Here is a 14,581-nt window from a genome sequence, read left to right as displayed (position 1 = left end):
CTCGACGAAATCGAAGTCGACGTCTTCCTCGACCTGCTATGTGGTCGGCATCTGGACACCAATGGCATGGCGGTCAAGGTCGAACTCGTCGCCCCACTCGACACCTGGCTCAAAGCAGCCGGCCAGGCCGGCCAGACGGATGAGGGCACTGCCGGTGGTCAGGCTGACGAGGATGCTGGCGATGCCGGGTTTGAGCCGGGTGATCTGAAGGACTTCGGACCCGTCTCACCTGAGGTGATTGCCGACATCATCAAAGCCGCCGAAGCAGGCTTCGAGTACTGCTGGACAGTCACCGCTGATGGTGTGGTCGTCTACCACCAGCGCAGCGCCTACCGGCCGACCAAGAAACAACGCGAATTCGTGCAAACACGGGACCGCACCTGCCGCCACCCCGGCTGCGAGCGGGTAGCGGAGAAGTGCGAAGCAGACCACACGTTCGAACACCGGAATGGTGGGACCACCTGCGCGTGCGACCTGGCGATGCTGTGCAAACGCCACCACCGGGCCAAGCATGAGGGCGGCTGGTGGTGGACCCGGCAGGAGTCGGGGAGCATGCGAGCACAAAGCCCGCTCGGACACACCTACGACGTGGACCCCGATCCCCTGCCAGGTAGCCGAATCCCACAACAGGCAAACCCCGACCAACAGCGGGCACGCCGGACCGTCGCCGACTATCTCACCAACCGGATGAGCCCAAGCAGCGCAGGGCTTACGAGAGAAGAAGCCGGCACGCCCTTCTGAGGAAAAGGGTGATGGTCATCGCGCAGGGCCGGCTGGGGTGCTGCTCGCGAGCGCGGCCCGGTCGAGCTTGCCCGAGGGTAGGAGCGGGAGCGACTCCACCACGACCAGGTCCTTGGGGGCGTACGCCCGTGGGTGCGAGGCCGCCACGTGGTCGCGGACCCGCGCCAGTGAAGGAGCAGTCGCGCCGGGGCGGAGGACGACGTACACCACCACGCGCGCCCCCCACTCCGGATCGGGAACGCCGGCCGCGGCCGCTTCGGCCACACCGGGATAGGAGGCCACGGCGCGTTCGACGGCGAGCAAGGGAACGTTGACACCGCCGGACACGACCACATCGTCAACCCGGCCGAGGATGTCGAGCCGGCCATCCTGGTGGAGCCGCCCCAGGTCACCGGTGACGTGCCACCCGTCGGCGAGCGCGGCGGAGGTGAGGTCGGGTCGCAGTCGGTAGCCCGCGAACAGCACCGGCCCACCAAGCAGCACCCGCCCCGAACCAGCGACACCTTCGCCCGGAGAGCCAGCGACACCTTCGCCCGGTGAGCCAGCCACCGCCGGCGCCGGCGTAACGCCGTCCACCGCCCCGCCAGTCGGTCGCACGGTCACGGTCACGCCTTCGAGGGGAAGCCCGTCGTAGACGCAGCCGCCGCAGGTCTCGGTCATGCCGTACGTCGTCACCACCCGTACGCCGGCCGCGCGTGCCCGGTCCAGCAGCGCCGTCGAACTCGCGCCGCCACCGACCAGCACCGCGTCGTACGACGCGAGCGCCGCCACCGCCAGCGGGCCGGCGTCGAGCAGGCGGACCAGTTGGGTGGGGACCAGCGCGGTGTACCGGCGTCCCGCGGCGGCACCGCCCGGCGGCTGGGACAACAGGTCGGTCGCGGCGCAGAACGCCGACGGCGTGAACGGATCTTCGATCGGCACCGGTGTGGTGCCCGCGACTAGGGAACGCACGAGCACCTGCAGCCCGGCGATCCGGGTCGGCGGCAGAGCGAGCACCCACCGGCCCGGACCGCCCAGCCGGTCCAGCGTCGCCCGCGCGGAATGGAGGAGCGCGGACGCCGGAAGGAGCGCACCCTTCGGGGCGCCGGTCGAGCCGGAGGTGGGAAGGACGACGGCGATGTCCGGGCGTTCCAGGGGAGCCTCGACCCGGAGCATTGTCCGGATCTGGCCGTACTCTGGTCCAGGTGTTGTTGGGGCGATCGCCGGGCCATCGCCCGCGAGCGCATCTCCCAACGCAGGGAGCAGATTCGTGATCAAATCGGTGCTCGCCAGGGGGTCGGAGGAAGCCTCGAAGGTCACGAGCCGGCGGCGGGCGTTAGTACGCACAGGACTAGGCTACGAGGCCATCCCCGTGACAATCTGTCACGGTTTTCGCCCAGCAGTCCGCCAAGGTAGATACGGAGGGTGCGTTTCATGATCATCCGTGGGGGTGGGGAAGCCCACGTCTTCGCGATGGCCATGCGCACGAAGTTCCGCGGAATCCTGGTCCGTGAGGGCGTCCTCGTCCAGGGTCCGGCCGGTTGGGCGGAGTTCAGCCCGTTCTGGGACTACGACCCCGCCGCGTGCGTGCCCTGGCTCCGCGCGGCCCGGGAGGCGGCCTACGACGTCTGGCCGACACCGGTCAGAGAGCGAGTGCCCGTCAACTGCACGATCCCCGCGGTCGGGCCCGACCAGGCGCGGGCGATCGTCGCCGGCAGCGCCGGCTGCCGGACGGCGAAGGTCAAGGTCGCCGAGCCCGGCCAGAGCGAGGCCGACGACCTTGCCCGGGTCGAGGCGGTCCGCGACGCGCTCGGGCCGGACGGCCGCATCCGGGTCGACGCCAACGGCTTCTGGGACGTCGACACAGCGGTCCGGATGATCGGGTTGCTCGACAAGAAGGCCGCCGGCCTGGAGTACGCCGAACAGCCCTGTGCGACCGTGGAAGATCTCGCACGGGTACGCCGCCAGGTCGACGTACCCATCGCCGCCGACGAATCCATCCGGCGGGCCGCGGACCCCTACCGCGTGGCCCGCCTGGGAGCCGCCGACATCGCGGTCCTCAAGGTGCAGCCCCTGGGCGGAGTCCGGGCAGCCCTGCGGATCGCCGAACAGATCGGTCTCCCGGTGGTCGTCTCGAGTGCTCTGGAGACCTCCATCGGCATCGCCGCGGGCGTCGCACTGGCGGCCGCCCTGCCTGAGCTCCCGTACGCATGTGGGCTCGCCACCGTCCAGATGCTCACCGCCGACGTCGTGGCGGAGCCGCTCCTGCCGGTCGAGGGGACGCTTCCCGTGGTGAGACCGGCACCCCACCCCGACAGGCTGGCCGCGGTCGCCGCCGACGAGGCCACCCGTGCCCGCTGGTCCGAGCGGCTGGCCGCCGTGGAAGGGCTCGCATGAACCCCTCCACCGCACTCGCCCGGGTGTTCGTCGACGAGATGTGGCGCAGTGGCGTCCGCGAGGCCGTGCTCGCCCCCGGGTCCCGCAACGCCCCGCTGGCCTTCGCGCTCCACGCGTCCGACGCGCGGGGTCACATCCGGCTGCACGTCCGGATCGACGAGCGGTCGGCGGGGTTCCTCGCCGTCGGGCTGGCCAAGGCGAGCCGGCGTCCGGTGCCTGTCGTCTGTACGTCGGGCACGGCCGCGGCCAACCTCCACCCCGCGGTCCTGGAGGCGCACCACGCCGGCGTACCCCTCGTCGTCCTCACCGCCGACCGGCCACCGGACCTGCGCGGCGTGGGCGCCAGCCAGACGACCGACCAGGTGAAGCTGTACGGCGACGCGGTGCGGATGTTCCACGAGGTCGGCGTACCCGAACGCCGGCCCGGCCAGAACGCCTACTGGCGGGAGCTGGTGGGTCGTGCGGTCGCGATCGCGCGGGGGTTCCGGGACCGGCACCCGGGGCCCGTCCACCTGAACCTCGCGTTCCGGGAGCCGCTCGTTCCCGATCCCGAAGACCTCGACGACGGCGGTACGCCGACCGACTGGCCCGAATCCCTCGACGGCCGCTCCAACGGCGGGCGCTGGACTCGGATCGAACGCCTCGCCACCGACCACATCTCCTGGTTGGAGCCTGGCCCGCGCACTATGGTGGTCGCGGGCGACGGCGCCGACGCGCAGGCGCGATGGTTGGCCGAGACGGCTGGCTGGCCCCTGCTGGCCGAGCCCACGAGCGGTGCCCGGTCCGGCCCCAACGCCCTGGGTCCCTACCGCCTGCTGCTCGACGCCGACACCGAGCTGGTCCGCGGGATCGAACGGGTCATCGTGTACGGCTGGCCCACACTGTCGCGCCCGGTGACCCGGCTGATCACCCGCGACGACGTGGAGATCGTGGTGGTGGCCCGCCGCCCCGCCTGGCCCGACCCCGGCCATCAGGCATACCGCGTCACCGCCACCGTCGCCATGGAGGGGACGGTCGACGGCGCGGACCGCCGCGAGCCGGACGAATGGCTGTCCGCGTGGCTGTCCGCCGACCAGTGCGCGCGAGGCGCGATCGAGGAGGTGCTCGCCCGCGAACCCGGACTCACCGGCCTGCACGTCGCCCGGGACGTCGCGGCGGCCGTCCCCGGTGGTGGGCTGCTCTTCGCCGGTTCGTCCAACCCCATCCGCGACCTTGACCTCGCGGGTGCCCCGTGGAGCAACCGGCTGGTCGACGAAGGCGGCCGGATCGATCCGCGGGACCACCGCCGGGTCCTCGCCAACCGTGGCCTGGCCGGCATCGACGGCACCGTGTCCTCGGCGATCGGGGCCGCACTGGTCCACCGCATCGGACCGTCGTACGCCCTGCTGGGCGACCTCGCCTTCCTCCACGACTCCAACGGGCTCGTGCGCGGCTCCTACGAAGCGCGGCCCGACCTCACGGTGGTCGTGGTCAACGACGACGGCGGCGGCATCTTCACGACCCTCGAGCAGGGCGCGCCGGTCTACGCTGAGGCGTTCGACCGGGTCTTCGGTACGCCGCACGGTGTCGACATCGGCGCCCTCGCCGCCGCGACCCGCACGCCGTACACCCTGGCCCGCAGCCGGCGGGACCTGCGCGCCGCGCTGTCCCGGTCGCGGGGGCTGCGGATCGTGGAGGTGCGGGTCGACCGTTCGCGCATCAGGGCCCTGCACGCCCGGCTGCGTACGGCGGTCGCCGCCGCGGTTGGTCGGGGGTGAGGTGACTGACCGCCGACCCGACCGCTGAGCCTGGCGAGGCGCCAAAGTCCCTTGATCGGGGAGGCTTGCCGCGCCATGCTCGACCTCATGCGTTGCGAGGCGACTGCTGACCCGAACGAGTTCTGGGACGCGACCAGTGACTTCCTGCTCTCCGACCCGTTCCGCAACAGTGTGACGATCACGAATGTGGTGGCTCGACGTACCGGCGCCGTGACGGACCCCAAGCCGGCGACGTACCTCATCGTCAGGGACAGCGCGGGTGCCGTCGTCGGTACGGCGATGCGAACCCCGCCGCATGCCGTCGTCCTCTCGCCCATGCCGGCGGCCGCGGTCGAGGCTGCCGTCGAGGCGCTGCTGCCGCTCTGCCCTGATGCCGCTGGCGTGAACGCCACCGTCGCGGAGGCCAGCGCGTTCGCCTCGGCATGGACACGACGATCCGGCGGCTCCACCAACGTGGGCATGCACCTGCGTATCCACCGTCTCGACGCCGTCGACCCGCCCGCGCAGGTAGCGGGGTCGATGCGGGTGGCGGGGGAGGCCGACCGCGACCTGCTGACGGCGTGGACCGAGGCGTTCACGGTCGAAGCCGAGGGCGGGGGACCTTCTTCGGAGGACACGGACCAGGCCGCCGAGGCGAATGAGGAGGCGCGCCACAACGTGGACCTGCGTCTGGCCGAGCACCGCGCCTGGATCTGGGACGCCGCCGGGCCGGTGTCCTACGCGGGGACGAGCGTGTGCGTGGCCGGCGTCGTACGGATCGGTCCGGTCTACACGCCGCCGGCTGCCCGTGGGAAGGGCTATGCGAGCGCGCTCGTCGCGGCTGTCAGTCAAGCTGCCCTTGACGCTGGGGCGGTGGCCTGCACGCTGTACACCGACGTGGGCAACCCGACGTCCAACAAGATCTACGCCGCGGTCGGCTACCGCCCCGTGTGTGACGTCACCAGCTATCGTTTCCAGTCCGATGGCAGCTGACCGCGAATCCACCAACCCACTCACCTGCCCCCTCGTCACCGCATTCGTCCTCGCGGTGCTGGGGATGGCGTGTGCGGTGATCGCGGCGCCCGCCGCCAGCGCCGCCGAGTCCGGTGACCGGATCACGTCGTATGACATCGCGGCGACGGTCCGCGCGGATGGTTCGATGGCGGTGACCGAGCGCTTCACCTACCGGCTGGCGATCGGTCGCTCGTCACCGATCCAGTGGGCGATCCCGCTGAGGTACTCCCAGATCGGAGGGGACGGTCAGGAGGACCCGCTCAAGTCGCGCCTGCTGTCGATCGAGGACCTGTCGGTGTCGATGGACGGCGAACCGGTCAGGGTGTTCTCCGACCGCCAGACGTGGTGGTACTCCGCCTGGATCGGTCGCGGCGGCGTCACGCCCGCCGGGACGCACACGTACGAGGTGAAGTACGTCGTGCGCGGCCTCGCCACCGCGGGGAACGGCGTTCCGAACCTGTGGTGGAACGCGATCCTCGACCACAACGAGCCCGTCGACCGGGTGCGCCTCTCGCTCACCGCGCCGGCGACGCCCGGCAAGGTGTCCTGCTCGGTCAGCAACAACGCCGCGCCCTGTGACGCGTCCGCGTCAGGTACGACAGCCAGGTTCGGGGTGTCCGACCTGCCGGCGAAGAGCTCCGTGACCGCCTACGCCGAGCTGCCCGGGGTCGCCACCACAACCGGTGTCGCGAGCCGTCCGGGCACGATCCCGACGCTGCGGAGCAACCTCGAGCTTCCCGGAGAGCGGGTTGGGCTCCCGGCCGCCGTGGTGTACGCCGTCGCACTCCTCCTCAGCGTCCTGGCAGTCGTGGGAGTGGTGCTGCTGCGCCGCGCCCGCGTCCGGGACTGGGTTCGGCTCCGCGATGGTGGCGCCCTGATCGCGATCACCGGCCTGGTTGTGGCGTATCTGTTGGCGGCGTACGACCTGATGTGGTGGGCGGTGCCCGTGGTCGGGTTCGGACTCGCGCTGATCGGGCTCCACCGCCGGCTGGTCCAGTCCCTCTGATCCAGCCGGTCAGGCGGAGCGCAACGCGTCGGTCGGGGAAAGGCGGGCCGCTCGCTGTGCGGGGTACAGCCCGGCGAGCGCGCCGACCACCACCGCCGTGACCAGCCCGACGCCGACCGCGACCGGCGGGACCAGTGGCTGCCATCCGCGCTGCGTGGCCACGGCGTACGTCACCGCGGCGCCAACGAGCACACCGACCACGCCGCCGGTGACGCCGAGCAGGAACGACTCGACGACGAACTGTGCCGCGACGTGCCGGCGAGCCGCACCGAGCGCCCGGCGCAGGCCGATCTCGGTACGCCGTTCGAGCACCGAAATCACCATGACGTTGGCGATGCCGATGCCACCGACCAGCAGGGCCACCGCACCCAGGCCGAGAAACAGGGAGGTGGAGGAGCCCGCAACCGCCAGCCGAGCCGACAGGGCGTCCGAGGGTCGGCTGACGGCGACCTCGTTCGGACTCCGCGGGTTCGTGGCGCGGGCCAGGCGGTCTGCCACCTCCGTGGTGCGGTCGGTATCGGCTCGTACGTAGATGCGGCTGGGGCGCCCGTCGTACCCGAAGTCCCGCGCGGCCACCGGAAAGCCGATCAGCGCTGACCGATCCACCTCCGCGGCCAGCTCGAGCGGGCTGAGGATGCCGACGACGGCGTACCACCGGCCGCCGATCCAGACCCGCGGGGTGCCAGACAGGTCAGCGATGCCGAGTGTCTGCGCGGCTGTGTGTCCCAGGACGGTCGTGGGGTACCGGCTCGTCGCCGCGCTGAGGAACCTTCCGTGCGCGACCCGACCGTCAAGTGTCGACAGCAGGGAAGCGTCGGCGGCGCGCACCGAGAGGCCACCGGTGAGGGTGGTGGGGACCTGGTCTGAGCGGTAGACCTGCACGCCCACGAGCTCGGCGGTAGGTGCGGTGGCCAGAACGCCGTCAGTGCGAAGGATCGCGCTCGCGGCCGTTGCCGGCAGCTGCACCTCGTCACCGGAGACGCTGCGCCCGTTGATGACGGTGAGCAGATTGGTGCCGAGGCGGTCGATACGGGCGAGGAGGTCGGCTTGGCTGGAGCGGGTGATGCCGAGCACCGCGACGATCGCGGCGATGCCGATGGCCACGCCCAGGATGGACAGTACGGCTCGCACTCGTCGCGTACGAAGGCCGGCGGTAGCAACCGGCAGGAGGTCGGTGGCGCGCAGGCGTGAGAGCGGTGTCAACTGGTCCTGACAGCTCAGGAGGTCCACCTCGGACGTCCGAACAGGTGCGGTCATGTCGGACCCCCGGAGTCGTGTACGACGAGTCCGTCGCGCAGCTCGATGCGGCGGTGCATCGCGGCCGCGACTCCCGCGTCGTGCGTAATGACCACGATCGTGGTGCCGTCCCTGTTCAGTTCGCGCAGCAGGGTGAGAACGCCGGCGCCGTTGGCCGAGTCCAGGTTGCCGGTCGGCTCGTCCGCGAACACCACTGGCGGCCTGCCGACCAGCGCCCGGGCGATGGCGACCCGTTGCCGCTCGCCGCCCGAGAGCTGTTGGCCCTTGTGGTGCACCCGGTGGGACAGGCCGACCCGCTCCAGCGCGGCCAGCGCGGCCACTCTGCGCCCGCGTGCCGGCAGCCCGCGGTACAGCAGCCCGGTCGCGACGTTGTCGACCGCGGTGAGGTGCTCGAGCAGGTGGAACTGCTGGAAGACCACACCCAACCGGTGGGCTCGAATCCCGGACAGCCGGCGGTCGGACAGGCCCTCGATCGGCTGGCCGGTGATCCGGATCGATCCGGACGTCGGCCGGTCGAGCCCGGCCGCCATGGTGAGCAGGGTGGTCTTGCCCGAGCCGGACGGGCCGACGATGGCGACCAGTTCGCCGCTTCGGATGGTGAAGGTGACACCGCGGATCGATTCGACCGGTGGGTTGCCGGGGTGGACCTTGCGTGCGTCCCGTACTTCGACGACAGCCGTCACTGGACCGGCACCTCGACCAGGTCGCCCGCGGCGAGGTTCCCGGTGACTTCGACGGTCCCGGCGCTGCTGTCGTACAGGCCAGGCCGCACCTCGACCTGCCGGCCTGAGGGCAGCCGCACCTGGTAGCCGCCGCCTGACCGGGCAAGCAGCGCGATGACCGGCACCATCAGCACGTTCTCGCGCGTCTCGGTGACGATGCTGAGCTGTACCGGCGCCTGGTCGAGATCCGGGCTGCCGGGCGGCAGGGTGACGCTGATCGTCAGGGGTACGGCGGCCGGCGCGGAAGACTCTCCCGCTCCAGCCTCCCGCGGCTGTGCGGTCGCCACCCGCCCGACCCGCACGACGGTGCCTTCCAGTGTGGCGACACCGGTGAGCGAGACCTCCACCCGATCGTTGACCTTGACCAGGCGCTGCCGGTCGGCCGTGACCTGGGCATTGATCACCCGTCGGGTCGAGGTCGCGGTGAGCACCGGCGTGTTCGGGCCGACCGTGGTGCCCACCGCGGCCTGCACCTGGTTGATCCGCAACGGGCCGGGAAGGAATGCCACCTGGCCCTTGGAAAGCCTGCCGGTGCGTTGCCAGCTCGCCAGTCCCCACCTGGCCTGCCACCGGCGGATCGCCGCCGCGGTGGTGGAGCTGAAGTGATTGTCGATGATGATCCGACGGTGGGGGTCCAAGCCGAGGTCGACCAGGTTGCGCTCCAGCTGCCGCACATCCGGGCCGTCCGCCATCCCAGACCTGAAGTCCCGGTACGCCGGGATGGCTCCATAAAGGAGACGTACCGGCTGGTTGCCCACCGCGTAGAGGACCTTGCCACGGCTGACGATCGAGCCTGGTGCGGATGCCGTCGTGAGGATTCCGGGCGCTGCCTGGTGGACCGCTTGGTACTGGCCGTCGTAGCCGAGGGTGCCGCCGATCTGGCTGCGTTCGCTCACGGTCCCCCGGGTGACGGGCGCGGTGGCGGTGGGTATCTCGCTCGCCGTCGGAATGGCCTTTGGTTTGGCGTTGGCAACCATCCAGACGGCCGCCAACGTAACGCCGAGGACGGCTACCACGAGGACGCCGGCTACGACCCGCCCGAGGCGGCGCGTCCGGCGTGGTCGTGCCGAGGGACGCTCGGGACCGGAGTGCGGATGGGTAACGGGATCGATCATGAGACGCGCCACCAACCCTTGTCCCAGTACTGGTCACATTCCTTGCGGGCGCGGAGCAGCCGTTCGGACTTGCCGTCCAGGGCCGTGTCTTTGATCGGGAAGCTGCCGTCGCCCTTGGGGTCGGGCCACTCCGGCACACCATTCGCCCGCAGGCACCGAGCCCACTTCCGCAACTTCACGATGTCGTCGGCCGAGATGTCTTCGCTGTCGGCGGACTGCGGGAGCTTGGCCGCGATCGTCCGGCATGCCTCCATCGCCTTGTCGAGCGCTGCCTCGGGCTGGTTCTCAGGCATTGCGAGCGTGCCGTCCCGCACGCTCGGGTCAGGGAAGTCCGGTATGCCGTTCTGGCGAATGCACTGCGCGAGTTCCTTGCCGATCCCCAGGACCTGCGCGTCGCTCATCTGGTCGGAGCCAGCCCCCGCCTCACCCGAGCCGCCTGAGCCACACCCGCTCAACGCGGCGACCAGCACCACGGCGGCGCCGTACCGAAGAAGAATTCTCATGGCGAACACCGTGCCTCGCCCCGCATGCGGGTGGCGTCTGTGTGCGGTCCGGTCTTCGCGGCGTGGTGTACGAGCGCGCTCCGATGCGGCGTACGAGCTGAGTCCGATGTCTAAGCCCAGCGGTGTTCCTACGATGAGCCCATGTCCCACGTCGGTGAGGTACGCCGTGTTCTCCGCTCGCAGCGGGCACTGGTAGTCGACGCCGTCGTGGCGCTCGTCCTGGCGCTCCTGTCCACCGCCCACACCGGACGCCCCGGCTCGACCGCGGCCGACCAGGCGGCGCTGACGTGGTGGCTCTTTGGGGCGATGCTGGTCGTCGGGCTCCTCGTCCGGCATCGCTGGCCGTTGCCGGCGCTCCTGCTGGCGGTCATCGGTGCGACAGCACATGCGTTGGACCCCTACGTGCCGCTGCAGCCGCTCGACCTCGCGGTGCCGATCATCCTCTACACGCTGGCCAGCCGCATCCAGTCGCGCTGGATTCCCAGGGTCGCGCTCGGCGGCGTTCTGGCCAGCACATACGTCGTCAATCTCGTCAACCTCACCCGACCCGGGGTCCTCGGTGGCAAGGTCTCGTTCCTAGGTGCGGCCGTCAGCAAGGAGGACCTGCTCGAGGCCGCACGTGCCGGCAATGAGCTCGCCGGGCCGCCACGATCCGCTCTCACCCTGCTCGGCGAGGCGGCCGGCAGCGGACTCAGCATCATGCTCATCCTCGTGCTCGCCTTCGCCTGGGGCGAGGGCGTTCGCAGCCGTCGAGAACACCTGCGAGTCGTGATCCAACACGCCGCGGACCTGGAGCGGGAGCGTGACCAGCGCGCCGCGCTCGCCGCGGCCGCCGAGCGCGCGCGGCTCACTCGGGAGATGCACGACGTGATCGCGCACAGCCTGTCGGTCATCGTCGCGCAGGCGCAGGCGGCGGTCGCCGCGCAGCACCGGCGGCCCGACCTGAGTGCGCAGGCCATGCGGGAGGTCATCACGGTGGGTCGGACTTCGCTCGCGGAAATGCGCCAGTTGCTCGGGGCTGTCCGACCCGACTCCGACGACGACCACGTACGTTCGCCGCAACCTGGAGTCGGTCAACTGCCCGCCCTGGTCGACCGCGTACGCGGGGCCGGCATGACGGTCCGTTTCGATGTCGAGGGTGATCCGGTCGCCCTTCCCGCCGGGCTCGACCTCTCCGCCTACCGGATCGTCCAGGAAGCGCTCACCAACACCCTCAAGCACGCCGGCGCCCACGCGCAGGCCGGCGTACGCCTGGCATTCGTGCCCGATCACGTGGAGGTCGAGGTGACTGACGACGGTGCTGGCCGGCCGGTCCACCAGCCAGTCGAGGCGGGCAACGGACTACGCGGCATCGCCGAACGCGTCAAGCTGTTCGGCGGGGAACTGACCACGGGGCCTGGCCCACAAGGAGGTTTCGTCGTGCGGGCACGGCTACCCCTGCATCGCGAAGAAGCTGGCGGAAGCGAGCCGATCAGCGCGCCCGCCTCGTTGGGCGCGCCGGCGTGACCGACGGCTCCCTCAGCACCAGCCGGCGGATCCGCGTCGTGGTCGTGGATGATCAGGACCTGCTGCGGACCGCGTTCCGGATGATCTTCGAGGTGACCGACGACATCGAGGTGGTCGGTGAAGCCGCCGACGGCAAGGAGGGCGTGGCAGTCGTGCGTCGGACCCGCCCGGACGTGGTGCTGATGGACGTTCGAATGCCGGGTATGGACGGGGTCGAGGCCACCCGTCACATCCGCTCGAAGTCCGCTGACCCGTGCGGCCCGGGCCTGCCGAAGGTGCTCATCCTCACGACGTTCGACCTGGACGAGTACGTCTATGACGCGTTGCGGGCCGGCGCGAGTGGGTTCCTGCTCAAGGACACGCTCACCGACGACCTGCTGTCCGCCGTACGCGTCGTCGCCTCCGGTGAGGCGGTGACCAGCCCCAGCATCACCCGCCGGCTCATCACCCACTTCCTCGACCAGGCCCCGGTGGCAGCACCGCCGCAGCTCGACCGGCTGAACGTTCTGACCGCCCGGGAGCTGGAGGTCCTGACGCTGATCGCCCGCGGCCGGTCCAACACTGAGATCGCACAGGAGATGTACCTGTCCGCCGGCACGGTACGCACCCACATCGGGCGGATATTCGCAAAGCTCCAACTCCGCGATCGCGTGCAGGCGGTGATCCTCGGCTACGAATGCGGCCTGGTCTCACGTGACCCACAGCCGCCGGCCAGGGGGTGAGTGGTGCTGGTCGGGTTCGGATTTGCGGTACTCATCTCGCACCGGTGGCTGGTACGGTCGATCCAGTCCGAGGTTTCTGACTGATCCAGGAAGGCTGTGCCGGTGAGCATCTGAGCAGAGCTGTCACATGACTCTCGCTCACCCAGGCCGGACCATGCCGGCCGTGTTCGGCTTCCCGGAGCAGCATGTCTTCTCTCGTCGCTCACGATGTTCAGCTTCATCTCGGCCCGCTACCCGTCCTTGGCGGGATCTCCGCAACCGTCGCCCCCGGCGACCGGCTCTGCGTCGTTGGCCCCAACGGGGTCGGCAAGACCACCCTCCTGCGGGCGATGGCCGGCGAGCTGGCACCTGAGGAGGGTTCGGTCGAACGCCACCCTGCCACCGCCTCGGTGGGGCTGCTCCCGCAGGAGCGGGACGCCAGGCCAGGGGAGACGATCGCGGGATACCTCGCGCGGCGTACCGGCGTCGCCGCCGCGGACGCCGAGCTGACCGCCGCGACCACCGCGCTCGCCGGGGAGGAAGCCGGCGCCGACGACCGCTACGCACTCGCTCTCGAGCGCTATCTCGCGCTCGGCGCGGCGGACTTCGAGACCCGGGCGGCCGCGGTTCTGGCCGACCTGGGGCTTCACCCCGACCGGATGGACGGCTTGACCCAGGCCCTCTCCGGCGGCCAGCTGGGGAGGCTGGCCCTCGCGTCGGTGCTGCTCGCCCGCCACGACGTACTCCTGCTCGACGAACCCACCAACGACCTCGACCTGGACGGCCTTCGGCGGCTGGAGGACTTCCTCGCCGGGCGTCAAGGTGGCCTTGTCATCGTGTCGCACGACCGGGCGTTCCTGGAGAAGGTCGCGACCGACGTCCTGGAAATCGACGAGTTCAGCCGTCAAGGCCACCTTTACAGCGGTGGGTTCGCGGCGTACGTCGAGGAACGTGCCCGGGCGAGGAGTCGGGCGCAGGAGGCGTACGACACCTACACCGCGAAACGGTCCGCGCTGGTCGACCAGGCCAGGCGGGCCCGGGAATGGGCGCGGTCAGGCGCGGCCCGCGCGCAGCGCCCGTCCGACAACGACAAGCATGTGAAGCACTTCCACACCCAGAAGAGCCAGTCGACCGGTGCGGGTGCCGCCCGCGCGCTGCGGTCCGTGGAGCGGCTGGACCGCAACGAAGCCGTCGACGAGCCGCGCACCCCGTGGGAGCTGCGCCTCCACCTCGACCAGAAGTCCCGCAGCGGCGACCGGGTGGCCGGGCTGTCGGGCGTGGTCGTCGAGCGCGGGGCGTTCCGGCTCGGACCGGTGGACCTCGACATCAGGTACGGCGACCGGCTCGCGCTGGTCGGCCCGAACGGCTCGGGCAAGTCGACGCTGATCGCCGTACTGCTCGGCCAGCTCACACCGACCGCGGGGGATCGGTGGCTCGGCCATGGCGTCGTCCTCGGCGAGATCGATCAGGTACGCCGCGGCGTCGCGCCCGACGTCGTACTCCTCGACGCCTTCCGCCAGGAGACCAGCCTGGACGAGACGGAGGCGCGGACCCTGCTGGCGAAGTTCGGGCTCGGAGCCGACGACGTCCTGCGTAGGACCGGCTCCCTCTCACCTGGTGAGCGCACCCGCGCCGACCTGGCGTTGCTCGTCGCGCGGCAGGCCAACCTGCTGGTCCTCGACGAGCCGACCAACCACCTCGACCTGCCCGCGGTCGAGCAACTCGAGCAGGCGCTGACGGCGTACGACGGGACCCTGGTGCTCGCCACCCACGACCGTAGACTGTTCGAGGCGATCCGGCCCACCCACGTACTCCATGTCGACCAGGGTCGAGTCAACATGGATAGACAGTGAGCACGGAGCGCCGGTGAGTATGGAACGTGTGTGAGACGGCGTTCGTTGCTC

At 70.7% G+C, this 14,581-nt stretch carries 12 protein-coding genes and 1 pseudogene; 8 read left to right on the top strand and 5 right to left on the bottom strand.

Going from position 1 to position 14,581, the window contains the following annotated elements; genetic code table 11:
- Positions 1 to 741, top strand: a pseudogene (locus B141_RS46190) (HNH endonuclease); the annotation flags it as partial.
- A gap of 15 nt (positions 742 to 756) precedes the next feature.
- Here B141_RS46190 and B141_RS0127550 read toward each other — a convergent pair.
- Positions 757 to 2,067: an AMP-binding protein gene (locus B141_RS0127550; RefSeq protein WP_020578420.1), complete on the bottom strand. Its 1,311-nt coding sequence runs from the start codon at positions 2,065 to 2,067 to the stop codon at positions 757 to 759.
- An 87-nt stretch (positions 2,068 to 2,154) separates the two neighbouring features.
- Here B141_RS0127550 and B141_RS0127545 point away from each other — a divergent pair, with 87 nt between their 5' ends.
- The 4 genes from B141_RS0127545 (at position 2,155) to B141_RS0127530 (ending at position 6,873) form a co-directional block, all read left to right on the top strand.
- Entirely contained in the window at positions 2,155 to 3,117 is a 963-nt protein-coding gene (locus tag B141_RS0127545; RefSeq protein WP_020578419.1) for an o-succinylbenzoate synthase, read from the top strand.
- Positions 3,114 to 4,874: a 2-succinyl-5-enolpyruvyl-6-hydroxy-3-cyclohexene-1-carboxylic-acid synthase gene (gene menD / locus B141_RS0127540; RefSeq protein ID WP_020578418.1), complete on the top strand. Its 1,761-nt coding sequence runs from the start codon at positions 3,114 to 3,116 to the stop codon at positions 4,872 to 4,874. Before B141_RS0127545 ends, menD begins: the two co-directional genes overlap by 4 nt.
- Positions 4,875 to 4,949: 75 nt before the next feature.
- The gene (locus tag B141_RS43080; protein WP_020578417.1) at positions 4,950 to 5,846 is read left to right on the top strand and encodes a GNAT family N-acetyltransferase; all 897 of its coding nucleotides are present in this window, start codon (positions 4,950 to 4,952) and stop codon (positions 5,844 to 5,846) included.
- On the top strand, positions 5,836 to 6,873 hold the full coding sequence (locus B141_RS0127530; protein ID WP_020578416.1) for a DUF2207 domain-containing protein: 1,038 nt from the start codon (positions 5,836 to 5,838) through the stop codon (positions 6,871 to 6,873). The genes B141_RS43080 and B141_RS0127530 overlap by 11 nt, the downstream gene beginning before the upstream one ends.
- Positions 6,874 to 6,882: 9 nt before the next feature.
- On the opposite strand, the gene B141_RS0127525 is transcribed toward B141_RS0127530, so the two are convergent.
- From B141_RS0127525 to B141_RS43070, 4 genes are read right to left on the bottom strand one after another with little or no spacing between them, the layout of a single operon-like run.
- The gene (locus B141_RS0127525) at positions 6,883 to 8,130 is read right to left on the bottom strand and encodes an ABC transporter permease (protein ID WP_020578415.1); all 1,248 of its coding nucleotides are present in this window, start codon (positions 8,128 to 8,130) and stop codon (positions 6,883 to 6,885) included.
- Complete coding sequence (locus B141_RS0127520; protein WP_020578414.1) at positions 8,127 to 8,813, bottom strand: ABC transporter ATP-binding protein; 687 nt, start codon at positions 8,811 to 8,813, stop codon at positions 8,127 to 8,129. The genes B141_RS0127525 and B141_RS0127520 overlap by 4 nt, the downstream gene beginning before the upstream one ends.
- The gene (locus B141_RS43075) at positions 8,810 to 9,967 is read right to left on the bottom strand and encodes a peptidoglycan-binding protein (RefSeq protein ID WP_157181330.1); all 1,158 of its coding nucleotides are present in this window, start codon (positions 9,965 to 9,967) and stop codon (positions 8,810 to 8,812) included. The genes B141_RS0127520 and B141_RS43075 overlap by 4 nt, the downstream gene beginning before the upstream one ends.
- A complete protein-coding gene (locus B141_RS43070) occupies positions 9,964 to 10,470 on the bottom strand; it encodes a hypothetical protein (RefSeq protein WP_157181329.1) in 507 nt (168 codons plus the stop codon). The genes B141_RS43075 and B141_RS43070 overlap by 4 nt, the downstream gene beginning before the upstream one ends.
- Positions 10,471 to 10,611: 141 nt before the next feature.
- Between B141_RS43070 and B141_RS43065 the strand changes: the two genes are divergently transcribed.
- The 3 genes from B141_RS43065 to B141_RS0127490 all read left to right on the top strand — a co-directional run bounded on the left by B141_RS43065 (position 10,612) and on the right by B141_RS0127490 (position 14,530).
- Positions 10,612 to 11,976: a sensor histidine kinase gene (locus tag B141_RS43065; RefSeq protein WP_063828670.1), complete on the top strand. Its 1,365-nt coding sequence runs from the start codon at positions 10,612 to 10,614 to the stop codon at positions 11,974 to 11,976.
- A complete protein-coding gene (locus B141_RS0127500) occupies positions 11,973 to 12,698 on the top strand; it encodes a response regulator (protein WP_020578410.1) in 726 nt (241 codons plus the stop codon). The genes B141_RS43065 and B141_RS0127500 overlap by 4 nt, the downstream gene beginning before the upstream one ends.
- 185 nt (positions 12,699 to 12,883) lie before the next feature.
- Positions 12,884 to 14,530: an ABC-F family ATP-binding cassette domain-containing protein gene (locus B141_RS0127490; protein WP_020578409.1), complete on the top strand. Its 1,647-nt coding sequence runs from the start codon at positions 12,884 to 12,886 to the stop codon at positions 14,528 to 14,530.
- Positions 14,531 to 14,581: the final 51 nt, after the last annotated feature.

It is taken from the genome of Actinopolymorpha alba DSM 45243 (genome assembly GCF_000373925.1).
GTDB classification, from domain to species: Bacteria; Actinomycetota; Actinomycetes; order Propionibacteriales; family Actinopolymorphaceae; genus Actinopolymorpha; species Actinopolymorpha alba.
This window is presented reverse-complemented; position numbering and strand designations above follow the sequence as displayed.

What these genes read in the sequence shown, in the direction of transcription:
- B141_RS0127545 (WP_020578419.1), top strand. Translation starts at nt 2,155, where the DNA reads ATGATCATCCGTGGGGGTGGGGAAGCCCACGTCTTCGCGATGGCCATG.
- menD (WP_020578418.1), top strand. Translation starts at nt 3,114, where the DNA reads ATGAACCCCTCCACCGCACTCGCCCGGGTGTTCGTCGACGAGATGTGG.
- B141_RS43080 (WP_020578417.1), top strand. Translation starts at nt 4,950, where the DNA reads ATGCTCGACCTCATGCGTTGCGAGGCGACTGCTGACCCGAACGAGTTC.
- B141_RS0127530 (WP_020578416.1), top strand. Translation starts at nt 5,836, where the DNA reads ATGGCAGCTGACCGCGAATCCACCAACCCACTCACCTGCCCCCTCGTC.
- B141_RS0127525 (WP_020578415.1), bottom strand. Translation starts at nt 8,130, where the DNA reads ATGACCGCACCTGTTCGGACGTCCGAGGTGGACCTCCTGAGCTGTCAG.
- B141_RS43075 (WP_157181330.1), bottom strand. Translation starts at nt 9,967, where the DNA reads ATGATCGATCCCGTTACCCATCCGCACTCCGGTCCCGAGCGTCCCTCG.
- B141_RS43070 (WP_157181329.1), bottom strand. Translation starts at nt 10,470, where the DNA reads ATGAGAATTCTTCTTCGGTACGGCGCCGCCGTGGTGCTGGTCGCCGCG.
- B141_RS43065 (WP_063828670.1), top strand. Translation starts at nt 10,612, where the DNA reads ATGTCCCACGTCGGTGAGGTACGCCGTGTTCTCCGCTCGCAGCGGGCA.
- B141_RS0127490 (WP_020578409.1), top strand. Translation starts at nt 12,884, where the DNA reads ATGTCTTCTCTCGTCGCTCACGATGTTCAGCTTCATCTCGGCCCGCTA.